This window comes from Pseudomonas sp. S10E 269 (genome assembly GCF_002798465.1).
GTDB classification, from domain to species: domain Bacteria; phylum Pseudomonadota; class Gammaproteobacteria; order Pseudomonadales; family Pseudomonadaceae; genus Aquipseudomonas; species Aquipseudomonas pergaminensis.
Genome location: NZ_PHIJ01000001.1, coordinates 3,786,364 through 3,809,803 on the forward strand (window position 1 = coordinate 3,786,364; position 23,440 = coordinate 3,809,803).

Consider the following 23,440-nt stretch of genomic DNA (forward strand, 5'->3'; position numbering starts at 1 on the left):
CGGGCTGAGGCGGCTTAGAAATGGCTTTGATCGTACAGAAATTTGGAGGCACCTCGGTCGGCTCTGTCGAAAGAATCGAGCAGGTGGCCGACAAGGTTAAGAAGTTCCGCGATGCCGGCGACGACCTGGTGGTGGTGCTGTCGGCCATGAGCGGCGAGACCAATCGCCTGATCGATCTGGCCAAGGCAATCAGTGGTGATCAACAGCCGCTGCCGCGTGAGCTGGATGTGATCGTGTCCACCGGCGAGCAGGTGACCATCGCCTTGCTGGCCATGGCGTTGAATAAACGCGGTGTGCCGGCGGTGTCCTACACTGGCAGCCAGGTGCGCATCCTCACCGACAGCGCGCATACCAAGGCGCGGATCCTGCAGATTGACGATCAGAAAATTCGTACGGATCTGAAAGCCGGGCGCGTGGTAGTTGTAGCAGGCTTCCAGGGTGTGGACGAGCAGGGCAACATCACCACCCTCGGGCGTGGTGGTTCGGACACCACCGGCGTGGCGCTGGCCGCGGCCCTCAAGGCCGATGAATGCCAGATCTACACCGATGTGGATGGCGTCTACACCACCGACCCGCGTGTGGTGTCCGTGGCCCAGCGCCTGGACAAGATCACCTTCGAAGAGATGCTGGAAATGGCCAGCCTCGGTTCCAAGGTGTTGCAGATCCGTGCGGTGGAGTTCGCCGGCAAGTACAACGTTCCGCTGCGCGTACTGCACAGCTTCAAAGAGGGTCCGGGCACCCTCATTACTATTGATGAAGAGGAATCCATGGAACAGCCGATCATTTCCGGTATCGCATTCAACCGTGATGAAGCCAAGCTGACTATCCGTGGCGTGCCAGACACCCCGGGCGTGGCCTTCAAGATCCTGGGCCCTATCAGCGGCGCGAACATCGAAGTCGACATGATCGTGCAGAACGTTTCGCACGATAACACCACCGATTTCACCTTTACGGTGCACCGTAACGAGTACGATGCGGCGGAGCGAATCCTGCAGAACACCGCGAAGGAAATCGGCGCCCGTGAAGTGGTCGGCGATACCAAGATTGCCAAGGTGTCGATCGTGGGGGTGGGCATGCGTTCCCATGCCGGCGTTGCCAGCCGCATGTTCGAAGCCCTGGCCAAGGAAAGCATCAACATCCAGATGATCTCCACGTCGGAAATCAAAGTCTCGGTGGTGATCGAAGAGAAGTACCTGGAACTGGCCGTGCGCGCGTTGCATACCGCTTTTGAGTTGGACGCTCCGGCCCGACAGGGCGAGTGATGCAGTGCCAGGAAGGCGCGGTTTACCGCGCCTTTCCTTTTTTTGTAGGGCGCATGTTCTTTTGCGTGCGCTCGACAATACTTAGGCAGTAGGACTATGACCTTTTGGTTGTAGGTCGAAGGCCTTTTTTTTGCAGACTGTTGTTCCTGAACTGAAATGCGTGAGGAGAAAGGTATGCTGATTCTGACTCGTCGTTGCGCAGAAAGCCTGATTATCGGTGATGGCGAAATCACCGTGACCGTGCTCGGCGTCAAAGGCAATCAAGTGCGTATCGGGGTTAACGCTCCGAAAGAGGTAGCGGTGCACCGCGAGGAAATCTACCTGCGGATCAAGAAAGAGAAGGACGAAGAACCAAGCCTTTAATTTTTATCGTTTTTTATGTTTGCAAACGGGGATGAACGTGGTTAATATACGCCCCGTGTTGCGGAGAGCTGGCCGAGTGGCCGAAGGCGCTCCCCTGCTAAGGGAGTACACCTCAAAAGGGTGTCGGGGGTTCGAATCCCCCGTTCTCCGCCATTATTTGCTTAGTACGTTGCAATCTGGTTTTTTCGGTAAGTTGTTGAAATTACTCGAAAAAATAGCTTTACATAGAGATTGAACGGCCTATAATGCGCGGCAACAAATGCACTCGTAGCTCAGCTGGATAGAGTACTCGGCTACGAACCGAGCGGTCACAGGTTCGAATCCTGTCGAGTGCACCATTTAAGAGTCAGTTGCAGCAATGCAGGTGATTCGGTTACAACCAGTTGTGATCTGGTCTAAAAACACAATCTGCACTCGTAGCTCAGCTGGATAGAGTACTCGGCTACGAACCGAGCGGTCACAGGTTCGAATCCTGTCGAGTGCACCATACAAACAAAAAGCCCGCCTAGTGCGGGCTTTTTGCCGTCTGGGGTTTGTGTAGGACTTCATCTTTTTCTCCTGCCTGCATGTGTTTTCCTTTCCCGCTGCGTCGTCGCAGTTCTTAGATGCAGCCAATGCTTAGCTTTGGCTCGCAAGCGCTTGTTCTTTCCAGTTTTTTAACGTTTAAAGTGGCCGGGCGGTGTATCATTGCGCCCGTCAGCCCCGCCGGGGCTTGTGGAATACCTCCATGGACTTACCCAGTAGTTACTCAGTATCCCGTTTTACCAATCATGAATTGACTGATTGATCCTTCCGGCGTGCCCCGCTGCTGGGAGTGGAGTTCGCCTATGACCGAAGTAGAAGTAAAGAAAACACAAGAAAGCCTGCAGGATCGCCTCGCTCAAGTCATCGAGCTGCTGCAGCGCCAGCGCGTGGTCGAAGACCTGACGCATCGCCAGGACGGCCCGAATAACAACCTGGTCGAAAACCTGGTTCACCGGCAAAACCTCGTCGAGCTGCAACGCAAGCTCGACGACCTGCACTCCGCCGACGTCGCCTACATTCTCGAAGCCTTGCCGCTGGATGATCGACTGACCCTCTGGCAGTTGGTCAAGGCCGACCGCGACGGCGACATCCTGCTAGAAGTTTCCGACTCGGTCCGTGAAACCCTGATCGCCGACATGGACGATCACGAGCTCCTGGCTGCGGCCAAGGAGATGGACGCCGACGAACTGGCTGACCTGGCTCCCGAGCTGCCCCGTGATGTTGTCCATGAGCTCATGGAAGCGCTGGATACTCAGCAGCGTGAGCGCGTGCGCTCCGCGCTGTCCTACGATGAGGATCAGGTCGGTGCGCTGATGGACTTCGAGATGGTCACCATCCGCGAAGACGTCAGCCTGGAAGTGGTCCTGCGTTATCTGCGCCGACTCAAAGAGTTGCCAGGTCACACCGACAAATTGTTCGTGGTTGATTACGAAGGCATTCTCAAGGGTGTGCTGCCGATCAAGCGCCTGCTGGTGAATGATCCGGAAAAGAAAGTTGCGGACTTGATGGCCAGCGACACCGTGAGTTTTCATCCCGATGAGGATGCTTATGATGCGGCCCAGGCGTTCGAGCGTTATGACCTTATCTCGGCGCCGGTGGTCGACAAGAACGGCAAGCTGATCGGGCGTCTGACCATCGATGAAATCGTCGACTTGATTCGTGAAGAAAGCGAAACCGAAGTCCTCAACATGGCGGGTCTGCGTGAAGAGGAAGATATTTTTGCCTCGGTCTGGCGTTCGTTGCATAACCGCTGGGCCTGGCTGGCCGTTAACTTGATCACCGCCTTTATTGCCTCGCGTGTGATCGGGCTGTTCGAGGGTTCCATCGAGAAGCTGGTGGCGCTGGCGGCGCTGATGCCGATCGTGGCGGGGATCGGTGGCAACTCGGGTAACCAGACCATTACGATGATCGTACGGGCGATGGCGCTGGATCAGGTCAGTACGGCCAACTCATCGCGTCTGTTGCGCAAAGAGCTTGCGGTAGGCCTGATAAACGGCCTCGTGTGGGGTGGAGTGATCGGCGTGGTGGCCTACCTGCTGTATGGCAGTTGGTCGCTGGGTGTGGTGATGACCGCCGCCATGACGCTCAACTTGCTGCTCGCTGCCCTGATGGGGGTGTTGATCCCCATGACCTTGGCCCGCCTTGGTCGTGACCCTGCCATGGGCGCCAGCGTGATGATCACGGCTATGACCGACAGTGGTGGCTTCTTCATCTTCCTGGGCCTCGCAACCATCTTCCTGCTCTAATCCCTCTTGGCGCCAGCTCCCCTGTAGGAGCTGGCTTGCCAGCGAAAAGTCCTCAACGATAACGCACAAGGCCCAGTAGCCCGTTCGTTCTCTCCGGCGCTTTCGCGACCCCCCCCCCTCAAATCCCAGGCAAAAAAAAGCCAGCACATGGCTGGCTTCGGCTTTCAGCTGCAAATCAATTGGCTTCTGCGGCCGCCTCAACGTCATGCGCGATAAGCGAGACGAGAGCATTTTGCTGGCGGTGGGAGAGCTGACGAAAGCGCTGCAGCAGTTCGCGTTCGTGCAGCGACAGCTCGGGGCTGTCCAGGCGCATGCTCAACTCGTCGCCCAGCGCACCTTCCTGAATGAGGCTTTGTTCCAGGCGCGCGATGATTTCGGAGTTCATGCTGCGGTGATGATTGCGAGCCACCTCGGCAATGCGTTCCCGCATTCCGTCTGGCAGACGTACGACGAACTTGTCAGCCGTACGGCTGGAATAAATTGCCTGTTTCAATGGGCGCATATATTTAACCGGTTAGTTCAGGGGAGCGGTTTTTGGAATTGGCCGCAAGATGAGTGTTAAGACAAGGCTCACGACCAAAGTTCAACCTGAATTGCAAAGAGGTCGCATCATGCCTCAGATTTGCCATTTCCTTGGCGTCAATTCTGTGACAAATATTGAACTGCCTAAAGGCTTTATGCCAGCACTCATTTGCATTTTTGCGGACTGGTTGGAAAATTTTTCTTCGCGTAAATCCGCGAGGGAACTTCCCGCAAGTCAGGCCACCACAGGGTTTGAGGCCGCACATCCTATCGCAAAGTGGCCTTTTGCCCTTAGCTTTAAGACTAGTGGCAATTTGCCGATTAGCGAGGGTGAGGCGACATAAGGTAGGCGAGGGGGGTGGGGTTAGCGCAGGACGGGATCGAATTTGATGCGACGACCTAGAATCAAGGTCAGCACCAGAAGACTGGCAAACACGCCGCTGGCGATGAATGCGGTAGTTTGGCTGTCTGCAGACTCGGTGCCCATGCCAACAACGACGGCCAATGCAGTCAGGCAGAGAAACAGCCAGGCGAATTTGTTCATCAACGACTTCCTCAGAAAACCCAGTGTTCAGACGCAGGTGCAGATTGGGTGCCCTGGGCCAGACGGACTGGCGACTGCGCGTTAGGCGTCATGACCGCCAGTTGCGGACGTTGTTGCAGGTGGTGCGGCACGGCCTGGCTGATCTGCGCCGGGTCGTTGGCGCCTGTCGACTGGAAGTGAAACGTGACCAATGCAGCCAGGGCTACGGTGTTAAGGGCTAACAGAAGGGCACTGTTCATGATTATGTTCTCCGCTCAACGCCGTGGCTTATTGGGTTTGTAGGAGAAGTATTGCAGGTGTCGTGCCAATCTAATAATTCAATAAAATCAACAGGTTGAGTCTACTTCAAAAGGTGGAAAGGTTGCAATTTGCAATGATGGCGTTTTGGGGGAGTGCAATTTGCACGATGGCCTTGGGAGCCCGTATTTGCAGGGCCAAACCGGGATCATTCACAGAGGTATAGGCCTACACTCAAAAAGCCCACGGACGACATGACAAAACCCACCCTGACCGTTAACATGCACGCCGTCCGTCGCCATGCCCATGGCTCGACGGCTGTCATTTGTCCCAGTAGCTCAATTGGATAGAGCATCCCCCTCCTAAGGGGAAGGTTGGCCGTTCGAACCGGCCCTGGGACACCATATTTTTCTAGGGTTTCAACGTTTTAAGCCTCACGTCGATTTAAGCCGTGGGTGCGTAGTGGGTGCAATAGGATGTGAACCCCTCGCTTTTCAGGCCCTAATTTCTTCTGGGTCGCCCTCTGAGGTTTCCCCTCCTGCATCTTTCCCCATTCGTATGCAGGAATGTCCTATGAGTAGAGTTCTAAAGCGTATCTACTGCTTTCGAGTTATCAACCCGAAAGGGGGCTTGGTGGATTGCAGTGCAGCACTTATCGACATCTCCGATAAGCTCAATATCGGCCAGACTGAAATCTCGATGTTTGAGGATGTTGTACGGATACAACGCTTTCGCGACTCCCCTTTGGGAAGGCTTTACCATCTCGCAAGGTACTCACCTGGCAGCCACAGCTCGACGCTAACCCCCAAGGCCGTTGGCAAGCTCGACGATGAGGGGGTATTGGGTGCACCCGCAGGGAAGGAGATCAAAGCCGGGGAATGTTACGTGCTCGTCAACGCACACAATGTTTTGTTCTGTGGGCATGGGCTGACGCATCAGAAGTGTGCGAGTTATTTTTTCCAGCTCATGAAGTCCCAGAGGTATCAGCTCGACCCTATAAAATTTCACGCCTCAAGCAACATTGACAGGGTAGCGCTGCTCAATGCACAGGGAGCGAAATCTATCCGGCTCAATGTGAATGCCTATAAGTTGAGTCTGCCGAAGGAAGATGGGGGATGGTTTGGTGGTGTACTGTCTTCCGTGGGCGAAGAGGTCATGGCACTGATCGGTAAAGACCCCAATCGCTCTCAGGAGAAGTCTCTCCAAGACATGATCGTGGCGCTTGAAATCGGGCTTGATGGAAATTCTCGCGCCACGGTCGAATCTCAGAGCACGATCACTGACTTGGCGAATGAGATTCTTTCTGACGACGACTCACCCGTAGATAGCTTCACGATTCTCACGCGCGATGGAACGCCAATCACCAGTGAGGATGTGAAGCTTCACTCTTCTATCAACGTCGAGAAGAACGGGACATCGGTGAATCACGTAGAAGTTTGGGATGCAATGGTTAGGTACTGCGGGCAACTCAAGAATCAAAAGCTGCTGGAGCAATGATGAAAATTGACTGGCGTCGACTTGTATTCTTTTTGGGTGCTGCATTCGTCAGCGGTTGGTGCGGATGGCATGGGCAGCCTTTGGTGCATGAGAATAACGACGCCAGGTCGATGATTACTGACGTCTTCTCAATCTTGGCCGGTTTCCTAATGACCGTCCTTACGCTGCTGATTGAGCCTAAGCCAACCGCCAAGATTTGGCGGGAAGCAGCAGCAAAGAAGACCACCTTCGTAAACCGAATCATTCGTTACAAATGGCTGTTTATGCTCTATCTTGGGGTTCTTGGGCTTGTTTTTGTCGCGAATCTTCTAGATAAAAGTAAAGGTTCGGCTGACGTACTTCTTTGGGTGGAAAGGCTCTATCTGACACTTGCGACTCTGGCATTCATCATCTCTTTAACTCTGCCCAATCAGCTTATGCAGCTTCAAGTGGGAAGGTATAACGAGATGATCGACGAAAAGAAAAAGCCAGATATACCAAAAATTTCAGGTGATTGAATCTCGAATCCTTAGAACGGTAGTGGTTGAACAGCTTGCGTGCCGCGCCGTTGCGCGAATTCCGAGGCCGGCGCGGAGCAGCTCCGTAACTCGTTTATGCAGGTCCTCGTCTACTGGTCGGCCTTGATACTTGCCGGCGGCTTTAGCTTTTTCGATACCTTGGGCCTGACGTTCGCGGCGCTGCTCGTAATCCTTGCGCGCGATCGCTGCCATCATTTCCACCAGCATCGAGTTGATCGCGCCCAGCATCCGACCGGTGAACTCGTCGCCCTTGGTGTCCTGCATTCCCTGGTGGCTGGTCGGCAGGTCGAGCGCGACGATGCGCAGGCCTTTGGAGTCGATCGCTGCCTTGAGCTTCTGCCAGTCCTCAACCGGGAGGCGGGAGAGGCGGTCTATCGACTCCACCAGCAACACGTCACCCTTGCGGGCATCCTTGAGCAGGCGCAGCAGCTCCGGCCGGTCGGCGGTGGCGCCACTGGCATTCTCCAGGTACACGCTCGCAATGACCTTGTTATAGTCGCTGGCGAACTGCTCGAGCGAGGCGCGGGCGCGGCCGGCGTCTTGCTCTTCGGTGGATGCTCGGAGATATGCGCGGATGAACATGATGGGCGCCTGTATCAGTTAGGGCGTTCTACTAATACTGTTTCACTTTGGGTGTTACTTATCAAGCGAAAAGCGCGAGAAAGGCAAAATAAGCCTGTATCTGGATAGGCATACCCGCATAGAACACTTCAACGTGCATATTGAGCTACGTATCGGAGCACCTGATCATGTGGCAAGATCGATGCAATGCACACAGCGCTACGGCTTCACGTTTGACATTGCACAGTCAGCCTGTTGGCCTCATTCGTTTTATACATGGAGCTTCGCTTATGTACTTTTCTGGGTTGAGAAGAGCTATTCAGGATGTGGAAGAGAAAAAATTCTACGATGTGTCGCTGCTCTTCTTAGAAAGTGAGGGTTACAAAGAGCTGAGCGTTATTGATGGAACAGGTGATGGCGGTAGAGACGTTATCTGCTCGCGTACTGATCTCCGAATTCAGTTAAGTGTTCGCAAAGATTGGGAAAATAAAATCAATGATGAAGCCGATGTAACTAGAGCAGCAAGCAAACGACATTTGATATATGTAACAAATAGACCGATTCGAGACACTGATCTTAACGCATTCAAAAAAAATAATTATCGGCAAAAAGGCGAGGTCGAGCTAACTGTCATTGACCTGAACAGGATTTCAACAGCGCTTTCAAGTCCTGGCGTGATGAAGGCGGCTTATGAAAGGCTAGGTTATCTAGTGCAGGGAAAGATTGCGGCTACTTCCAAAGAGATTGCGTTAAGTAACCTGCTGCTCTTTTCAAACGAGGCTAAGGATCTCCGCCAGGACGTTATCGAAAGCAACATTCGTGCACATCTGCTCAAAAATCCAGATATTACGATAGCGCAGCTGGTCTCTTCGATCTCCAGCGGTATGCCTGGGGTAGATATTGAGCATGACATTAGAAGTGCGACATCACGGCTTGCATCTAGAGGTGATATATTAACTGGTGCCTCTCGACTCCACTTGTCAGAACCGACTCGCAAATCAATGGAGGCCGCAGAAGAAGATTACTTGCAGTCTATTAGCCATGATATCGACCAAATCAAAGCTAAGTACTCTCTCTCTACTGATGATGCTCGAAAACTCATAGAATTAGCACTTGAAGTGTCTGCGCGCGAGGGGGTACTTAATGGTGATGGGATACAGGAGGCTAGCCTCTTAGAATTCCTAGCTGCGCATAATCTGAATCGCCGAAAACAATCCCTCTACGAAGACCTTTCCAAACTGTCTGTCGCAAGGGTTAGTCAATACGGGAAAACTATCGAACACATCTTTACCACAAACACTTTCGATATATATAGAGCATTAGGACGTACCACCGACGTTCGCATGCTACTTGACTCAAGTGTTGCGATGCCATTGCTTTTTGGCCTGTGCTTTGGTTCGGTAAGGTCGAGATATAGTATATCCGCTGCTGCTTTACATCAGCTGTGTAATAGCCATCGTGTTCAGATAGCAGTTCCCCAGTGCTATGTGAACGAAATGGTATTTCATGGCAAGGAAGCACTTGAGTTCTTGCAGACGTACAGCGCTTTAAATGAAGACAACCGAATTGCTCTTAAATCTTCTAGCAACTCGTATCTAAGTCACTATAGTCATCTTCGTGAAAAAGGCGAGCTAGAAGAGGGATATACGCTCAAAGATTTTTTAGCACATTTTGGTATTGCTGGAAACTCTACGCCTCGCAAAATAGAGAACACTATCGAGTCCATGCTCGAAGACTTCGGCATTGAAATAATCTCCACTGGCAGATGGGACCCTGAAATTCGTCAAGAGATTGCTGGCGGAAAGCCTGGAAGGCCATCGATAATTATTGATCACGACGCTTCTGTTTGTACTTTTCTTAAAACCAGCTTGAAGGAAGGTTACATATTTGCGACCTGGGACAAAGTGATGATGACTTTTGTCGAGGACAAATCTAGGATCTTTGCAAGCTCGCCATCCAAAGTGGTCGACTTTTTGACTATGGCCAGTTCTTCTGAGATGGAAAGCGAACAAAGCTACAATCTCCTAGGAGCGCTACTTTATTGTGATGAGCAAAAAGCGTCAGCTCTCGCTCAAAAGATTGAAAAAATTGATACTGCCGAGAAGGCTTATGAATTTCAAAACTTGAACAGATCTGCTCGCTCAGCTGCAACAGGAAAAGGAGATCACTCGACAGACGCAATGAAAGGTGAAGAGGAGAGTCGATAGTCAAATTAGCCGCTATGCTAATACAGAAATAAAAGCCCCGCTGAATAATCCAAAACGGGGCCTTTTTTAATTAGCTAAGCCGTAGAGATTGGATATCTATATTAGCAAGCGCAAACACTCACAACGCATCTTGCTCACCTCCCTGTTCATTTTCGCCACCCACTTCCTCTTGACTACGCACCCAATGACCCGAGAACATAGCTGAGACACCGCAATACTGACTTGGCGTGGACGACGTAATTACAACTCCTGATCTCCCTAGCACAACATCAAAAGTTTCACCGGTGGGTTTTTTATTCTCATCTACCACCCGCATCGATGTAGATATCTCTCCATCCGACTTGATCCTGGAAACTGTGCTCTCCATAGCCCAAACATCACATTCGTGGTGGGTGCTCGTATCTACAGTCTGGATATGTACGGCAATAGGTTGCACAGGGCTGCCGTACGCTAGTTCATTCGCAACGAGCATTCTTCCAGCATACCCGTCTTCTTGGTATGAGAAGTAGGTGAACTGCTGGGAAAATGCGAAAGTTGAAACGCTAGAAATTGCCGCAATGGCTAGATATTTGAGAGTATTCACAGAAATTCCTTTTTGCGAGCCAAGGATGTTATAGGACTTTAAAGATCAACTTGTGACTCATATCGAAAAGTAACGGGTCGATTGCTAAATTTCTGGTGTTAGGGTCTCCCACCGTTTGTCCTTTAGCCATAAAGTAAGTACCCTCTACTTTTACCCTTTTCCCATTTAGCGCTTTGAATACCTCTGCTTCATCATCGTCAAGACCTGCAATATCTGCAACTCCGATACCGTACTGTTCACCCCGACGTGTTTCAGACTCGAAGTACAACCAGCCTTTCCAAGGGCCAGCCCCAATTTTTATTTGACCTATGAATCTCCCGTTTTCTCGGCTGTACCCTTCGCTGTCCGGTATCAAATATCCTGGAGTTGCGTCAACCACATAATCAACATTTGTAATTGGAAAATCTATCGCAACATCTTTTGCATACAGTATTGTTCTTTCAGAAACAGCATTAGCCTTGATAAACGCGTTAGCGATATCAGCATTCTTCAAGGCAGCAGCATATACAGTGAGATTTAGTTTTTGAGCAAATAAAATATTAGGATGGCCTGCGACCCCTCCAGCTGCACCACCAATCTTGAAGAAATCATATAAAGTCTCGTCCAAGCTATAACCGGCTTTTGCGAACGCTTTATTCATGTACTTTGCATATACATATGACTGCTCTGGTGTCGGGAATACGGACTTCGAAACTCTGGACATATCGTAATTAAAGTCATCCTCATAGTGGTCCTTGAATTCGTTTGCCACCTCCTGAGCCGCCGAAATAGTCAAGGGGGCAGGTGGCAAAGCGGCATGAGACAATGTGCATAGCAGTGCGAAATAGAGAGTCACAACAACCCTGACCATATCTAACTTCCTTATCAGCATTAAGATTGAGTTTTATGTAGCAGTAACGTTGCATGAACACCAATCAGATGTGATGTCTAATTGCCTCTAAGATCCCGACACCGTCGGTTTTGGCGATAACGCCACTATCGTAGTCGGAGAGCTTAGGTACCTGGCTAAGGCCAAAAACGCGAGAGGCCGAGGTTTTTGTGAGAAAGTTGATCATAAAACAACCAATGTCACGATTAGTGTGTTCACGATTAGATCACATCACCACATCATCTGGGAATGCCTTCTTCCCTACGTCATCGCTTTGGTCACCGTATCCGTGAGCTTCGTCTTGCCACCGGCATGACCCAGGAAGCCTTCGCGGACAAGTGCGGCTTTGCTCGCACCTACATGTCGAGAATCGAGACAGGTGGTGCAAATCCAAGCCTGGATGCAATCAAAACACTCGCTGACGCCCTCAAAACCGAGCTTGCAGCTCTATTCGTTGATCTTTAGTTTTTTGTCTCTCATGCTCTCACGCTGCGGAGTATCGAAGTCTCGGGCCGCCCAATTGCGGACGCCAAGCTGATAGGTGATCTACCCTTTGGGACGTGGTAGCGTTGCCTCACCCATGCGATGGCGCAGAAGGGCTTCAGGGACAGAAAAAATGTTAATACTGCAACCTCATAAAGCTACAGCTGAGCAGCTGCCGATCATCAGCGGAACGAAGATGGGGATTGAGGTCATCAGAGGGGCCGCAGGTAGCGGAAAAACTACTACGGCGCTTCTAAGGCTTGAATCGCTGGCACACACTTTTATCGCAAGGCGTAGGCGATTAGCTGTGGAAAAGCCGGTTAAGGTTCTAGTGATTACATTTAATAGGACTTTGGCGGGCTACGTCGAGCATTTGGCAAGTGTTCAGCTAGGTGCCATGCCGAATGTCACATATGATGTTTCAACATTTGCTGCCTGGGCTAGTAACGCTTTAAATGATCCGCCAATCATCGATGATGTTACTAGAGAGGCCATGTTGCGCCGCGCAAGTTCTCATATTCGACTTCCCTCTGATTTTGCTGTGTCGGAGATGGAGTATATAGTAGGAAGATTTGAGAAAGAGAGCAGGCAAGATTATATAGCTTTGGAGAGAACCGGGAGGGGGGCGAGTCCAGCAGTTCCTCGTACCATGCGTCCTGAGTTTCTGGTTGCGATAGCTAAGTACGAAGATGCCCTGTCTAGTTTTAAAGGGGGCGGGTATCAAGACTGGAGCTCTCTTTGCGATAAAATGCTGAAACTAAACAGCTTGGAATACGATGTTATCATCATTGATGAGGCGCAAGATTTCTCGGCAAACCAGATAAGAGCACTAAAGCATCATCTGGCATCTCCGCATTGTTTTACCCTTGTTATTGATACGGCTCAAAGACTTTACCCGAGAGGATTTACTTGGGCCGAGACAGGGCTTGACATGCAAACATGTGTTTATCATCGTTTGAAGGTCAATCACAGAAATAGTAAGCAAATCGCGGAGTTTGCTAGGGGGATTCTCGAAGGCCTGCAAGTAGATGATGACGGTACATTGCCTGACCTTAATGCGGCCGTTAGGGATGGAAATCTGCCTGTGGTTATTAAGGGGAAATACAATCAGCAACTTCAGTACGCTATAGATTGGATAGAGGAACACGTAGATTTAGAAAAAGAAACAGTGGCATTTCTAAAGCCGCGGGGGAAAGGCTGGTTTGACGACACAAAAAAAGGACTCGATGCTGCTGGTTTAAAGTATTTTGACTTAACGCGCCGTCGAAATTGGCCTAGTGGGGGGGGAATATTGCCCTTTGCACCATGCACTCAGCAAAAGGCTTGGAATTTGATCATGTTATAGTTATAGGGTTAAGTGGTAAAAATACGCCTCACGGCATTGAGCAAGATGATGATGAATTGTTACGCCTGCGCCGACTATTAGGAATGGCGTTAGGACGAGCAAAAAAATCTGTATTGGTCGGCTATAAGCCAGGTGAAGAATCTGATTTGATTAGTTTTTTCAAGGCTGACACATTTACAGAGATTGAGCTATGACTACAACTATTGCTGTAAAAGACGTCGCGGATCGTAGGGGAATTACTGAGCTCTTGCACTTTACGAGTAATCACGGGTTAGTCGGGATTCTTACATTAGGAAGTGTTCTATCACGCCGCGCATTGCCAGAAGAGGACCACTTGGCACATGTGGCTGCGCCGACGTCTGCCACGAGACAAGAAGCGGCTAGTCATTTTGATAAGAAAGAAGATTGGTTGGATTACATAAATCTTTCCATATCAGAAATAAATCGTAGTTATTTTAAGTTTGCGTCGCAACGATGGCATACATCTGGCGACAGATGGTGGGTAATACTGGCTTTTAAAGCTTCAATACTAAGCCAGGAAGGTGTTTATTTTAGTACCACTAACAACGTCTATCCAAAAACCCATAGGGCAAAGGGAGCCGAAGGGCTCGATGCTTTGTTTTCTAACAGTACTGAGCGAAAGCCGGGTTGGACTGTTAATAGGTTGAGCCGCCCTGCCAGTCTTCCAACTTGTGAACAGGCGGAAGTTCTATACCCGAACCCGTTAGAACTTTCTTATCTGCAAAGTATATATGTCACCAGCGATGATCATTCTGATTTGGTGGAAGGCTGGCTTACATATTACAAAATTTCTGGCGTTTCTGTTATCATTAACGAATCCAAGTTTCTTGGTCAGCCCAACTGATAGTCGAGGAAAACGTGAGACCGAACTTAGAAAACTCGATTATCAATTCAGCTCTTTGGGCGGCAGCAGCAGATGCGCTGGGTTGGATCACTGAGCTTGTTGATAAGAAAGGTGTGATGCGCCGTACTGGCAAAGGTAAGGTACTACGGACAGTCGCGTGGAAACGCAAAGTGGGCGGAATTGCTGGTGTGACAGTAGAACTACCAGCAGGAACCTATTCTGATGACACGCAGCTCCGCTTGGCAGTTTGCAGAAGTATTCAAGGTGATGGTTTTTTCGATGTAGAAGCCTTTGCTAAGGTAGAGCTTTCCACATGGGCTTCTTACGCTCTTGGTGGAGGGCGTGGCACTAAAGTTGCTGCTTCCAATATTGCTAAGCGAGATGTTAATTGGTTCTCTAATTTTTACTCTCAGGGTGATCAGACTTATTTTCAGGGTGGCGGGAATGGCGCTGCAATGAGAGTTCAGCCGCATGTTTGGAGGCGGCCTCGAGGATCAAAAAGAGAATATTTAACTGATGTTTTGAAAGACTCTTTAGTCACCCACGGCCACATGCGAGGTGTGTGCGGAGCAGTGTTTCATGCTGACTGCTTAGCATATGTTTTAGATACAGGTGATGTCCCTGGACCATCGGAATGGTTGGGGTTTATCGCAGGCTTTGATGAGATCCTCCAGGCTGTTAAAGCTGACTTCCAACTAGGCAAGTTTTGGCTAGGCGCTTGGGAACAAGCTAGTGGTGTTGATCTACATTCGGCAGTAAATGAAGTGGCTGATGAAATGAGGCAGTACGTCTCATTTCTTGGAGATTTTCCTGTTGATATAGAAAATAGCTACTTAAAAGCTCTTGAGGTTTTGGAGTGTTTCACCACTCGTGTGGGGACAGGAACAAATACTGCATTAGCAGCAGCTTATCTTGCCTGGATCGCACAAGATCAGCAGATTGACACTACTATACAGATCGCCGTAAATGCGCTCGGCAGTGATACTGATACCATTGGTACTATGGTTGGTGCTCTTTTGGGGGGGATTTCTATGACTCCCCCGTCATGGGCAGTTCAGGATGAAGAGTACATCCGCTATCAGGCGATTAGAATAGCTCGTATCGCTGAAGGAAGAAATAGCGATGGATTCCGCTACCCGGATCTAATGACTTGGCAACCACCGTCAAATCAAAGTAACGCACTCCAGCTTAACGAAGACGGCTACTTTCTAAACGGTTTCGGAACTATCGATCCGATTAGTAAAAGCTGGAGTTCTGGACCGTTCACTTGGGAGTGGTTCAGAATGCCTTTTGGTCAGACTATTCTTTGTAAGCACCGGACTAGCAATGCTGGCTTTGAAAGCCAACATAAGAAAAAAATGGCGTTGACGAACGTAGATGCCTACTCCAGTAATATTGAAAAGCAGGTGCTATCTACAGGAGATAGTCTTCCTTTATTTCCTCCAGCGGTGTCGTCTAGTGTTAAAAGTGCTGTAGGAGTCCAGGAACCCAGGAAGCTTACAAGCGCAGATGAAGTCGATCCCTCAATTAGCTCATCTGGTGTTTTGCCCCCGCCTACCAATCGTAGTGTAGCCGAGCTAACGGATATTGTAATTAGAAGCAATTTTGCAAGCGATGTACTAGGGCAGTGTTTTTTGGAATGTGTTGTCGGTGAGCAGGCCATTGAGAATGCAATTGCGTTTTCGGCAATAATTGGGAAGGCTATAGATGTGAGGCAAAAGAAGAATCAGTCAAAGTAGCTTTAAGCTAAAGCTCGAAGGTGGCGTGCGAAACTCCGCTGTTCGACGCATTCATCGCCACAGACAATATTGGGCTCACAGCAATGTTAGCCCATTTTTTTTGCATTATTGAAGGGCTGAAGAGAGACTGTTTTACTCGGTCGCTCACTAGTCAGGTTATGGGGACGGCTTAGAATTTAAAACTGTAAATAATGACTACGACTTCAGAGAAGTAGTCATGAAAAAAATATGTGCAGTATGTGAAAGCGTAATTGAAAAGAATTCTAAGCAGTGGGCAGTGCAGAAGTATTGCAGTGCAAAGTGTAGGAAGATTGATAATCGGAAGAAAAAGTCTCGTCTGACAAGGCTAGATCAGAAAAGATCAAATTTACGCCAAAATGATGAGATGCTTTATTTGGTTCGGCAATGTAGGAATGCTGGCACAGTCCAAATCCTGCAAGGTCATACTTTAGAGTCTTTTATTAAAACTATGGATCTTGTGAGAAATCGTCCTGCTGGCAAGGTGCATCTTTGTCATATTGCACCTGTTAAGGGCCAGGGCTTCATTGGTCTGTTTCATCATCTGAATCTTTTTTATGGAGGAGCTTACCAAAATTATAAATTTCGCAATGCATATATTGCTGGTGGTTTGCTGATAGAGAACGAGAAGTTGTTAAGTAAGTGGTGTGTGGGTGATGTGACAAGTAATAATGATATTTTAATAAAAATAGAAGAATATTTGGGGGATATTATCTCTGAGTATATTCAGTGTACTCCAGTTAGGAAGTCAAAGAAAGTTCAGGTCGCTTTGAAAATCCTGATGCTTGATGATAGCCTTGAGTTTGATGATCTCCTTCATAGTAGTTATACAAGCTTGTTGGAACAATGGTCTGATCTGTCTAGCCAGTCTTGTTCGTTTGCCCCTGAATGCAGGGAGTCTAAGTATCTAGCTTACATGGATAGTATTTCAAGGTTTATTTCTGTTGATTCGAAGCGCTCCAAAAACCTTAAAAAGCTTAGGCTGATTATGTATATAGGGTATATGGCCCTCTCTCGTGTAGAGAAGAGTAAGACCTATAATAAGTATTTTTATGTTAAGTATGAGTATTTGATGGTTGAAAAATATGGTCAGGCCATGCTTAAAGATCCTCATGACTGGCGGTCATTTAAGGATGTTTTGTACGATGCTGCTTTCGAAGCACTCCAGGGCGGGATGCCTGATATCAAGAAGCTAAACAGAAAAGTGATGTCATATTTGGATTTTCCAGAAAGAGCATATTTCGTGAGTGGGGATATTTAATTTAGTGGGAATTTTAAAGCTGTTATTGTTTAACTAAACATCTTTGGATGTCTAGCTTCGTGAGTTTTGACTGATAAGCAGGCTGTCTTTTGTTTTTTTCATTCGTGTGAACTACAGGTTTTCTGGAATTTACTATAGTTCAGAGCTTAACGGAATACTGTCAAAAACTCTCTGGATATAGTAAAATCACCGCCGCAGACGCATTAGGGGTGGATATGACGCAGCCAATAGTTGAAAAAGTTACACGTGAACCTGTTCTTAATCTCGATGCATCTACAATATTTGAGGGGGATGCGCTTACTGTTCTGCGTCGGTTGCCGAGCGGAAGTGTGCGCTGTGTTGTGACGTCACCTCCTTATTGGGGGCTTCGTGACTATGGAATTGATGAGCAAATAGGCCTAGAAATGGCTATGCCTCAATTCATTCAAAAGTTAGTGATGGTTTTTTCCGAAGTTAAACGAGTGCTTACTGATGATGGTACGCTCTGGGTTAATATAGGTGACGGTTATACGAGTGGCAATCGTGGTTACAGGGCTGCGGATAAAAAGAATCCAGCTAGAGCTATGACTGTTCGTCCGGACACTCCCGAAGGGCTCAAACCGAAAGATTTGATGGGCATTCCCTGGCGTCTAGCTTTCGCTCTTCAAGATGATGGGTGGTACCTCCGGACGGACATCATCTGGAACAAGCCAAATGCAATGCCCGAGAGCGTAAAGGATCGCCCTACTCGATCACATGAATTTCTTTTTATGTTTAGTAAGTCTGAGAAATACTATTACGACTCTGATGCTGTCAAGCAAGTTGCCGATGGTGGGGGGTTACGAAATTTGCGATCAGTTTGGAATGTCAATACAAAACCATACGCTGGGGCTCATTTTGCAACTTTTCCTCTGGATTTAATTCGCCCATGTATTAAAGCTTCTACTGAGCCGGGCGATTTTGTTTTAGATCCTTTTTTTGGCTCCGGTACTGTTGGTTTAGTATGTAATGAAGAAAATCGAAATTTTGCTGGTATAGAATTAAATCCGTCATACGTGGATCTTGCGCTGGATCGTTTGGGCGGTACTTTCAATAAAATTGTTAGGATCAATGCTGCATGAAGACGGACCTCTCTTTTCCATTGCCCGAACTGCAAGTATCTTTTGCTAGCAAGCTTAAAGAGTTTCGAGAGCTATGGTTGCAAAATGCTCTTCTGGACACTATAGGTCAACTTGAAGTTTCGAATATTGATGTGGAGCTTTCTAAATTCGTTTCTAACGAAAATCTCAAGAAGCTTGCTTCGAAGGGGCTTAGGGGGGAGTTAGTCTTTGCGGTGCCTGCCGTGCTGCGCGCAAACCCACGGCTGCTTGGTTATTATCGACTATTGCTTGGTTATAGCCAAAAAGAGTTTTACGGCTCAGGCTTTGGCGTTATGTCTCTTAAGTCAATGGAGACGGCCGGGAAACTTAATAGTAAAGCTAAAATAAGCATCGAGGAGCTCTGCCAAGCATTATGTGGTGCAGCATCCCATCTGGTGAGTGGTTTGAGTTCTTCAGATCTTAATATTGAGCTTTTAGATGATTTGACATTATTGACGGTTGGCCCCCAAATGCGGGGAGGTGTCAACAATAAGCTTGGCCAAAAAGGTATCGTAGACGTATTCGCGGTTATTCAAGAGATTTTGAGTCATGCAATCGTCAGCTCCACCCGTGAGGCAATTGAAATCAAAAATTCGGGAGGCCGAGATGTGTGGGTAAAATTTGCATCCGATCCAGATATTGTTATTCGTGAAACAATGGCAGATGGTGCAGTCAGAAAGATTCTTGCTATTGAAGTAAAGAGTGGAACAGATATATCTAATATTCATAACCGTATTGGCGAGGCTGAAAAAAGCCACCAGAAAGCAAAAAACGAAGGTTATCGTGAGTGCTGGACAGTAGTTAATGTCGCTAAATTGGATATAGCCAAAGCAAAGACTGAATCTCCGACCACTAATACTTTCTACTCGCTGAAAGACCTTATGCACAAGAAAGGGGCGTCTTACGAGGAGTTCAAACAAAATATTATTGCCATGGTCGGAATTCCGTCCGCTCAATAATTATTTCCAATGGCCTGGAATTTGGATGTTAAAGTTTTTTGCTGCTCTTTCCAGGCCTTGTAAGATTTTCTTGTGGCGTTCTAATTCGCTAGTCCCCCAAGAAATACGTGTTGATAACAAAGTCTTAAGTTCTGGTAAATCATACATTTTTAGTTTGTGCAGGTTTGCCCAAGTGGGTTCGGCAAATAAATTGTAGATTATTGTGTTGTCATCTCTTTCACTTGCGACTCGTGTTAACCCATTCAATAGGGTAACAGCCTCATTGGCTTCATCTTGTGAGTCATAAGTTTTGATGAGATGCATGGCTAAAGCGCTCTATATAAATTTGTTATGTTGTATCTGCATGGCAGAAAAAGGAGTTGCGCTGATGTTAAAGGATTTCACGCACTAAACCTAGTGTTCTTGCCAATGTCTTTGCACTGAGGGCGTCGATACCAAGCGAGTTGGCCTTAACTTTCCATCGCGTTCGAGTCCTGCCGTGACCCTAAATGAGTGAGTCTTGTGGTTCGCAGAGTGAAATTGCTCTCAGTCTAATTAGTGTTATCTGAGATAGTTTGAGACGGAGAGCCAGGGCCTTATGGACTATGACTTGTCCATTCCGTACTGTCAGTGATGCGGTTATCTGCGTTATAACACTTCGGCGTTGCGTTTCGGTACATCTGCGCGATCAGCTCCGGCCCTCTAATGTTTAATCGCAATGGCTTTATCGTTCAGACATGCATGTGAGCTGGGATCTTGCGATAAGCCACTATCAGATAGGTCTACTGCTACGAGAATTGCTGGAGCAGCAAGAGTGGCTATCAGAAAGCTATTGATATATCTCCAAATGATAGATTATCATTTGCCTATCTGTTTATAGGTCTTAATGAGAGATTTTCTTATGGTCGTTGCCCACCTCTATCTACGGGCGTCAACACAAGATCAGGATGCGAACCGGGCCCGTGCTGCTTTACTGGCTTTTGCAGCCAGCCGAAATTATGAGGTCGCCGGAGTCTATGCCGACAATTTCTCAGGCACAAAATTGCAGCGGCCTGAGCTCCACCGGCTATTGACGAGCGCGGAGCCTGGAGAAGTTTTGTGTGTTGAATCGGTGGATCGTCTTTCTCGGCTCAGCCAAACGGATTGGGAAACCCTAAAAGGAACGATCAATTCAAAAGGATTGAGGCTAGTAGTGGCCGACTTGCCTACTAGTTGGGAACATCTGGACGGTACCCTTAACGGTCGTAGCGACATTGCAGGTTCTGTCATGCATGTAATCAATAACATGCTCATTGATCTAATGGCGACGATGGCCCGTCTTGATCAAGAAAAGCGTGTCGAACGGATTCGGCAGGGTATCGCCAACAAGAGGGTGGCTGATCCCTCCTGGAAGGCTGTAGGGAAACAGAAGAACGCTGAGAAATGGCAGCGGGTTGAAAAACTTCTCAAAGGTCAATCGGCCTCAAACATGACGATCAAAGAGATTGCCCAGGCTGCAAATGTTGGCGAAGCAACGGTTTATAGAATTAAAAAAGAGCTGAGTTCCTCACCGTCTTCTAGCTAGTTGTGTCAACAGCGACCTTAGAGTTCAGGGTCGCCATTCACGTCCGTCACAGCCCTACCTCTAATCACAGTCCTTAAGTGGCCTTAATGGGCACTACCTCAATTCTGTGGGCGCCTAGCCGTCGTAAGGCTTCCAAATCTGCTAATAGGATAGTGCCTGGCAGCACCAATATGCCAAGCACGTTTCCAGTGAAATCCACTATGCGAAGACTCATCTGCTGTTTTCCTGAGCCTGTCGTTTGATGAATGCTTCTAGGGTTTTCACCCGTACCAGCCTCCGTCTCCCCAGCTTGAACGTCTGAATCTCCCCGTTTGCAATCATTTCATAGAACATTGATCGAGCAACGCCAATCAAGCGTGCGGCTTCATCCACTCCGACCGATATCGGGTCCAGAGAGCTATTTTGGTTCATCGGGCAGCCTTTGTTGCTTGGTGACACAGCGGGATGTCGTGTCTGTGGTGCCACAATATGTGTGGTGCCACATTTGTGTCAACACGTTTTCGTTGTGTGTCCGCTTCTGATGTGGCAACCTTGTTTAAATCCACAGGCGTCTGGAATCCAGCGATGGCAGTCAGGAAGAAAGTAGAAACAATCCATTTGCGCGTAAGCGCGATCTCAAAGGCCTGTCTCGAAGGGCTGGCGAATGCGGTGGGGAAGACGTCAACGCGGGTGCTTGAAGATCTGATCGCCGAAGCGGCGGCAAAATTTGAGATTCAGGACGTCGACTCATCTGTAGATGATCGTTTTTGGGGGAGTGGGGATTGGACGTTGCTCGAAGCTATGCAACTGGCTCACGTATCTGATGACCCAGTTCTCAGAAAAATGAGACTTTATTTTTTGGCGGATGAGGCTATGAGCCAAAAAGATCGCTTCTTGGTCGGTGCAATTTTATGGTCACCTGATTTGTTTTCGGGCGACACAGATATTTTTCTCGACTCTGAACAGGTTCTTACAGAGGAGGACGACCCGCGACTTTTGAAAGTTGATTTGGATAAGATCAATCGACAAATGTCATCGCTTGAAGACTACGCAGAGTTCCGAGTGAAAAATAAATCGGTGGCACCCAAGTACACGGACTACCTGAAAATGATTGAGGCAGAACTGAAAAGCTAGATCAGCTCTACGGCGGCTGCTTTGGTTCCTGGCGCCAGGTGCGCGTAACGCAATGTCATTTTGATGTCCCCGTGCCCAAGTAGATCCCGTACCGTGTTGAGCGGTACGCCGGCCATGACTAGTCGTGATGCAAAGTCGTGACGCATGTCGTGCCACCGGAAGCCGACCACCTCGGCCCGTTCGAGTAGTTTGAGCCATGCGCTTTTCACGTCTTCAAAGCGGCCGCCTTCTTGGTTTGTGAACACATAGACGGTCGTCCCTGATTGCTTTTTCCATTCTTCAAGTACGGATACAACTTCTCTATTCATAGGAATGTGTCGGGTTTCGCTGGTCTTTGTTGTGTCACCAGCGACAGTAATGGTCTTTGTAATGAAGTTTACCGATGACCATTTTAGGTCAAACAACTCTCCACGCCTCATGCCAGAATTCAGCGAGACGAGCACCATTGGTTTAATGTGATCAGTGAAGTGTAGGCCCAGCCAGCTTGGCTTCTGCGCTTGGTTCCGATCTGCGCGCGATTTATTCCCGCTTTCACGTTCGGCTCGCATTTGGTCTTGGCGTGCGTCCATAGCTGCGCGTAAGCGCTTGTTTTCCTCTTCATCCAAGTAGCGCACCAACCCCATTGAGTCGACCTTTAGTGGTTTTAGTCTTGCCATTGGGTGGGTGGTGATGTACTCCCATTCTACCGCCCGACTAAACACACCGCTGATTGAGCCCATCTTGCGGTTGACGGTCGAGGGTTTGTTGCCAGCCTGCATCCAGGTGGTGCGGATCTGCTCAAGGTCGCGACCGGTGATTGCGTCGATCCGCTGAGCCATGATCGCGTCGAAATTGTTGTCCAAGGTGTGCAAGTTTTTTTTGTGGCCCTTGTGGTGAGTCTTGAACCACGGCATATAGGAATCGTCAATGAACTCGCGTAGCGAGGGGAGAGCGGTACCTTTTCGGCCGTGGGTGACTGCAAGAGGTTCACCGTGTTTACGCGCTTCATATAAGTATTGAGTCGCTTCTTGGCGGGCTTGGTCGAGCGTAAGGATACCGACTCGTCCCAACGCCTTTTTGCGCGCGCGACCCCACCTGACAATGTACGACTTAGCTCCGGCTGCCGTGACACGCACGTATAGGCCTATTACGATGGTGTCGTGGACCTCGTACTCTTTGCCGGTGACTTCCAGGGAAGACAGTAGTTTGCCAGTTAGCTTTTCTTTCACCTGATCCCCGTGGGTGCAATATGGGTGCAAAAAACACTATACGGATCTGTCTTCTCGGACGCAATCGGACTTAAGGCCCAGCAAATACTGGAGTTTACCTTTGCCTGTTGGGCTTAGATTGTCCCTCCTAAGGGGAAGGTTGGCCGTTCGAACCGGCCCTGGGACACCAGATACAAAGCCCTGCACAGAACATCTGGCAGGGCTTTTTTGTGGGCGTTTTCCGAACATGAGTCGAACCTTGAGGGTGAACAGGGTTCACAGCACGTACGCGGTGTATTTCTCGCAATTCGTGTATCCAGCAAGCCACCGGACAGCGTCTGAGTCCGTAAGCAAAATAATCCCCGGAAACAGCCCCT

At 48.9% G+C, this 23,440-nt stretch carries 26 protein-coding genes and 4 tRNA genes; 21 read left to right on the top strand and 9 right to left on the bottom strand.

Translation table 11 applies throughout. The annotated features are described in order from the left end of the window. Positions 1-20: 20 nt before the first annotated feature. The 6 genes from CWC48_RS17595 to mgtE all read left to right on the top strand — a co-directional run bounded on the left by CWC48_RS17595 (position 21) and on the right by mgtE (position 3,895). A complete protein-coding gene (locus CWC48_RS17595; RefSeq protein ID WP_010208327.1) occupies positions 21-1,262 on the top strand; it encodes an aspartate kinase in 1,242 nt (413 codons plus the stop codon). A 174-nt stretch (positions 1,263-1,436) separates the two neighbouring features. Continuing rightward, complete coding sequence (gene csrA / locus CWC48_RS17600) at positions 1,437-1,625, top strand: carbon storage regulator CsrA (protein WP_003175645.1); 189 nt, start codon at positions 1,437-1,439, stop codon at positions 1,623-1,625. 62 nt (positions 1,626-1,687) lie between these two features. Further along, a tRNA-Ser gene (locus CWC48_RS17605) sits at positions 1,688-1,778 on the top strand. Between the two features lie 108 nt (positions 1,779-1,886). Beyond that, a tRNA-Arg gene (locus tag CWC48_RS17610) sits at positions 1,887-1,963 on the top strand. 72 nt (positions 1,964-2,035) lie between these two features. Further along, positions 2,036-2,112, top strand: a tRNA-Arg gene (locus CWC48_RS17615). 340 nt (positions 2,113-2,452) lie between these two features. Next, entirely contained in the window at positions 2,453-3,895 is a 1,443-nt protein-coding gene (gene mgtE / locus CWC48_RS17620) for a magnesium transporter (protein ID WP_058427502.1), read from the top strand. Positions 3,896-4,070: 175 nt separating this feature from the next. Here mgtE and CWC48_RS17625 read toward each other — a convergent pair whose 3' ends face one another. Next, positions 4,071-4,397 carry an Arc family DNA-binding protein gene (locus CWC48_RS17625; protein ID WP_003175643.1) on the bottom strand — a complete coding sequence of 109 codons (327 nt, stop codon included), beginning with the start codon at positions 4,395-4,397 and terminating at the stop codon, positions 4,071-4,073. A gap of 49 nt (positions 4,398-4,446) precedes the next feature. On the opposite strand from CWC48_RS17625, the gene CWC48_RS30370 reads away from it, so the two are divergent. Beyond that, entirely contained in the window at positions 4,447-4,761 is a 315-nt protein-coding gene (locus CWC48_RS30370; protein ID WP_143523225.1) for a hypothetical protein, read from the top strand. A gap of 20 nt (positions 4,762-4,781) precedes the next feature. Here CWC48_RS30370 and CWC48_RS17635 read toward each other — a convergent pair whose 3' ends face one another. Together CWC48_RS17635 and CWC48_RS17640 are read right to left on the bottom strand one after the other, a co-directional pair. After that, positions 4,782-4,961 (bottom strand): PA3371 family protein, encoded by a 180-nt coding sequence (locus tag CWC48_RS17635; protein WP_078049874.1) that lies wholly within the window; start codon positions 4,959-4,961, stop codon positions 4,782-4,784. Positions 4,962-4,972: 11 nt separating this feature from the next. Then, entirely contained in the window at positions 4,973-5,200 is a 228-nt protein-coding gene (locus tag CWC48_RS17640) for a hypothetical protein (protein WP_078049873.1), read from the bottom strand. Positions 5,201-5,525: 325 nt separating this feature from the next. On the opposite strand from CWC48_RS17640, the gene CWC48_RS17645 reads away from it, so the two are divergent. The 3 genes from CWC48_RS17645 to CWC48_RS17655 all read left to right on the top strand — a co-directional run bounded on the left by CWC48_RS17645 (position 5,526) and on the right by CWC48_RS17655 (position 7,192). Further along, positions 5,526-5,602: transfer RNA gene (locus CWC48_RS17645), tRNA-Arg, on the top strand. Between the two features lie 169 nt (positions 5,603-5,771). Beyond that, positions 5,772-6,695: a hypothetical protein gene (locus CWC48_RS17650; protein WP_100492278.1), complete on the top strand. Its 924-nt coding sequence runs from the start codon at positions 5,772-5,774 to the stop codon at positions 6,693-6,695. After that, positions 6,695-7,192, top strand: a complete 498-nt coding sequence (locus tag CWC48_RS17655; RefSeq protein WP_100492279.1) for a hypothetical protein — start codon at positions 6,695-6,697, stop codon at positions 7,190-7,192. Before CWC48_RS17650 ends, CWC48_RS17655 begins: the two co-directional genes overlap by 1 nt. On the opposite strand, the gene CWC48_RS17660 is transcribed toward CWC48_RS17655, so the two are convergent. Next, positions 7,181-7,795: a recombinase family protein gene (locus CWC48_RS17660; RefSeq protein ID WP_100492280.1), complete on the bottom strand. Its 615-nt coding sequence runs from the start codon at positions 7,793-7,795 to the stop codon at positions 7,181-7,183. The two genes, CWC48_RS17655 and CWC48_RS17660, sit on opposite strands and share 12 nt — an antisense overlap. A 167-nt stretch (positions 7,796-7,962) precedes the next feature. Between CWC48_RS17660 and CWC48_RS17665 the strand changes: the two genes are divergently transcribed. Next, positions 7,963-9,981, top strand: coding sequence for a hypothetical protein (locus tag CWC48_RS17665; RefSeq protein WP_157806829.1), 2,019 nt, complete (start codon positions 7,963-7,965; stop codon positions 9,979-9,981). A gap of 118 nt (positions 9,982-10,099) precedes the next feature. Here the strand turns inward: CWC48_RS17665 and CWC48_RS30210 are convergent, their stop codons facing one another. Both CWC48_RS30210 and CWC48_RS17670 read right to left on the bottom strand, forming a co-directional pair. Further along, positions 10,100-10,564, bottom strand: coding sequence for a hypothetical protein (locus tag CWC48_RS30210; RefSeq protein WP_157806830.1), 465 nt, complete (start codon positions 10,562-10,564; stop codon positions 10,100-10,102). 28 nt (positions 10,565-10,592) lie between these two features. Next, complete coding sequence (locus CWC48_RS17670; RefSeq protein WP_100492282.1) at positions 10,593-11,414, bottom strand: hypothetical protein; 822 nt, start codon at positions 11,412-11,414, stop codon at positions 10,593-10,595. Positions 11,415-11,681: 267 nt separating this feature from the next. Here CWC48_RS17670 and CWC48_RS17675 point away from each other — a divergent pair, with 267 nt between their 5' ends. The 8 genes from CWC48_RS17675 (at position 11,682) to CWC48_RS17705 (ending at position 19,220) form a co-directional block, all read left to right on the top strand. Next, positions 11,682-11,897, top strand: a complete 216-nt coding sequence (locus CWC48_RS17675; protein ID WP_100492283.1) for a helix-turn-helix domain-containing protein — start codon at positions 11,682-11,684, stop codon at positions 11,895-11,897. Positions 11,898-12,048: 151 nt separating this feature from the next. Next, on the top strand, positions 12,049-13,260 hold the full coding sequence (locus tag CWC48_RS17680; RefSeq protein WP_218261617.1) for an AAA family ATPase: 1,212 nt from the start codon (positions 12,049-12,051) through the stop codon (positions 13,258-13,260). Further along, positions 13,239-13,454, top strand: a complete 216-nt coding sequence (locus CWC48_RS30450; RefSeq protein WP_218261618.1) for a hypothetical protein — start codon at positions 13,239-13,241, stop codon at positions 13,452-13,454. Before CWC48_RS17680 ends, CWC48_RS30450 begins: the two co-directional genes overlap by 22 nt. Next, positions 13,451-14,125, top strand: a complete 675-nt coding sequence (locus tag CWC48_RS17685) for a DarT ssDNA thymidine ADP-ribosyltransferase family protein (RefSeq protein WP_100492284.1) — start codon at positions 13,451-13,453, stop codon at positions 14,123-14,125. Before CWC48_RS30450 ends, CWC48_RS17685 begins: the two co-directional genes overlap by 4 nt. 14 nt (positions 14,126-14,139) lie before the next feature. Further along, entirely contained in the window at positions 14,140-15,864 is a 1,725-nt protein-coding gene (locus CWC48_RS17690; RefSeq protein WP_157806831.1) for an ADP-ribosylglycohydrolase family protein, read from the top strand. Positions 15,865-16,081: 217 nt separating this feature from the next. Continuing rightward, complete coding sequence (locus CWC48_RS30565) at positions 16,082-17,143, top strand: hypothetical protein (RefSeq protein ID WP_256581663.1); 1,062 nt, start codon at positions 16,082-16,084, stop codon at positions 17,141-17,143. Between the two features lie 215 nt (positions 17,144-17,358). Next, positions 17,359-18,243, top strand: coding sequence for a site-specific DNA-methyltransferase (locus CWC48_RS17700; RefSeq protein WP_100492286.1), 885 nt, complete (start codon positions 17,359-17,361; stop codon positions 18,241-18,243). After that, the gene (locus CWC48_RS17705; protein ID WP_100492287.1) at positions 18,240-19,220 is read left to right on the top strand and encodes an XcyI family restriction endonuclease; all 981 of its coding nucleotides are present in this window, start codon (positions 18,240-18,242) and stop codon (positions 19,218-19,220) included. Before CWC48_RS17700 ends, CWC48_RS17705 begins: the two co-directional genes overlap by 4 nt. Here CWC48_RS17705 and CWC48_RS17710 read toward each other — a convergent pair whose 3' ends face one another. Beyond that, positions 19,221-19,523: a hypothetical protein gene (locus CWC48_RS17710; RefSeq protein ID WP_100492288.1), complete on the bottom strand. Its 303-nt coding sequence runs from the start codon at positions 19,521-19,523 to the stop codon at positions 19,221-19,223. It abuts the gene before it with no gap. A gap of 577 nt (positions 19,524-20,100) precedes the next feature. On the opposite strand from CWC48_RS17710, the gene CWC48_RS17715 reads away from it, so the two are divergent. Continuing rightward, positions 20,101-20,763, top strand: a complete 663-nt coding sequence (locus CWC48_RS17715) for a recombinase family protein (RefSeq protein ID WP_100492289.1) — start codon at positions 20,101-20,103, stop codon at positions 20,761-20,763. A 210-nt stretch (positions 20,764-20,973) separates the two neighbouring features. Here the strand turns inward: CWC48_RS17715 and CWC48_RS17720 are convergent, their stop codons facing one another. Continuing rightward, entirely contained in the window at positions 20,974-21,174 is a 201-nt protein-coding gene (locus tag CWC48_RS17720; protein WP_100492290.1) for a helix-turn-helix domain-containing protein, read from the bottom strand. A 96-nt stretch (positions 21,175-21,270) separates the two neighbouring features. Between CWC48_RS17720 and CWC48_RS17725 the strand changes: the two genes are divergently transcribed. Further along, entirely contained in the window at positions 21,271-21,876 is a 606-nt protein-coding gene (locus CWC48_RS17725) for a hypothetical protein (protein WP_157806832.1), read from the top strand. Here the strand turns inward: CWC48_RS17725 and CWC48_RS17730 are convergent. Beyond that, positions 21,873-23,084: a site-specific integrase gene (locus CWC48_RS17730; protein ID WP_100492292.1), complete on the bottom strand. Its 1,212-nt coding sequence runs from the start codon at positions 23,082-23,084 to the stop codon at positions 21,873-21,875. The two genes, CWC48_RS17725 and CWC48_RS17730, sit on opposite strands and share 4 nt — an antisense overlap. Positions 23,085-23,440: the final 356 nt, after the last annotated feature.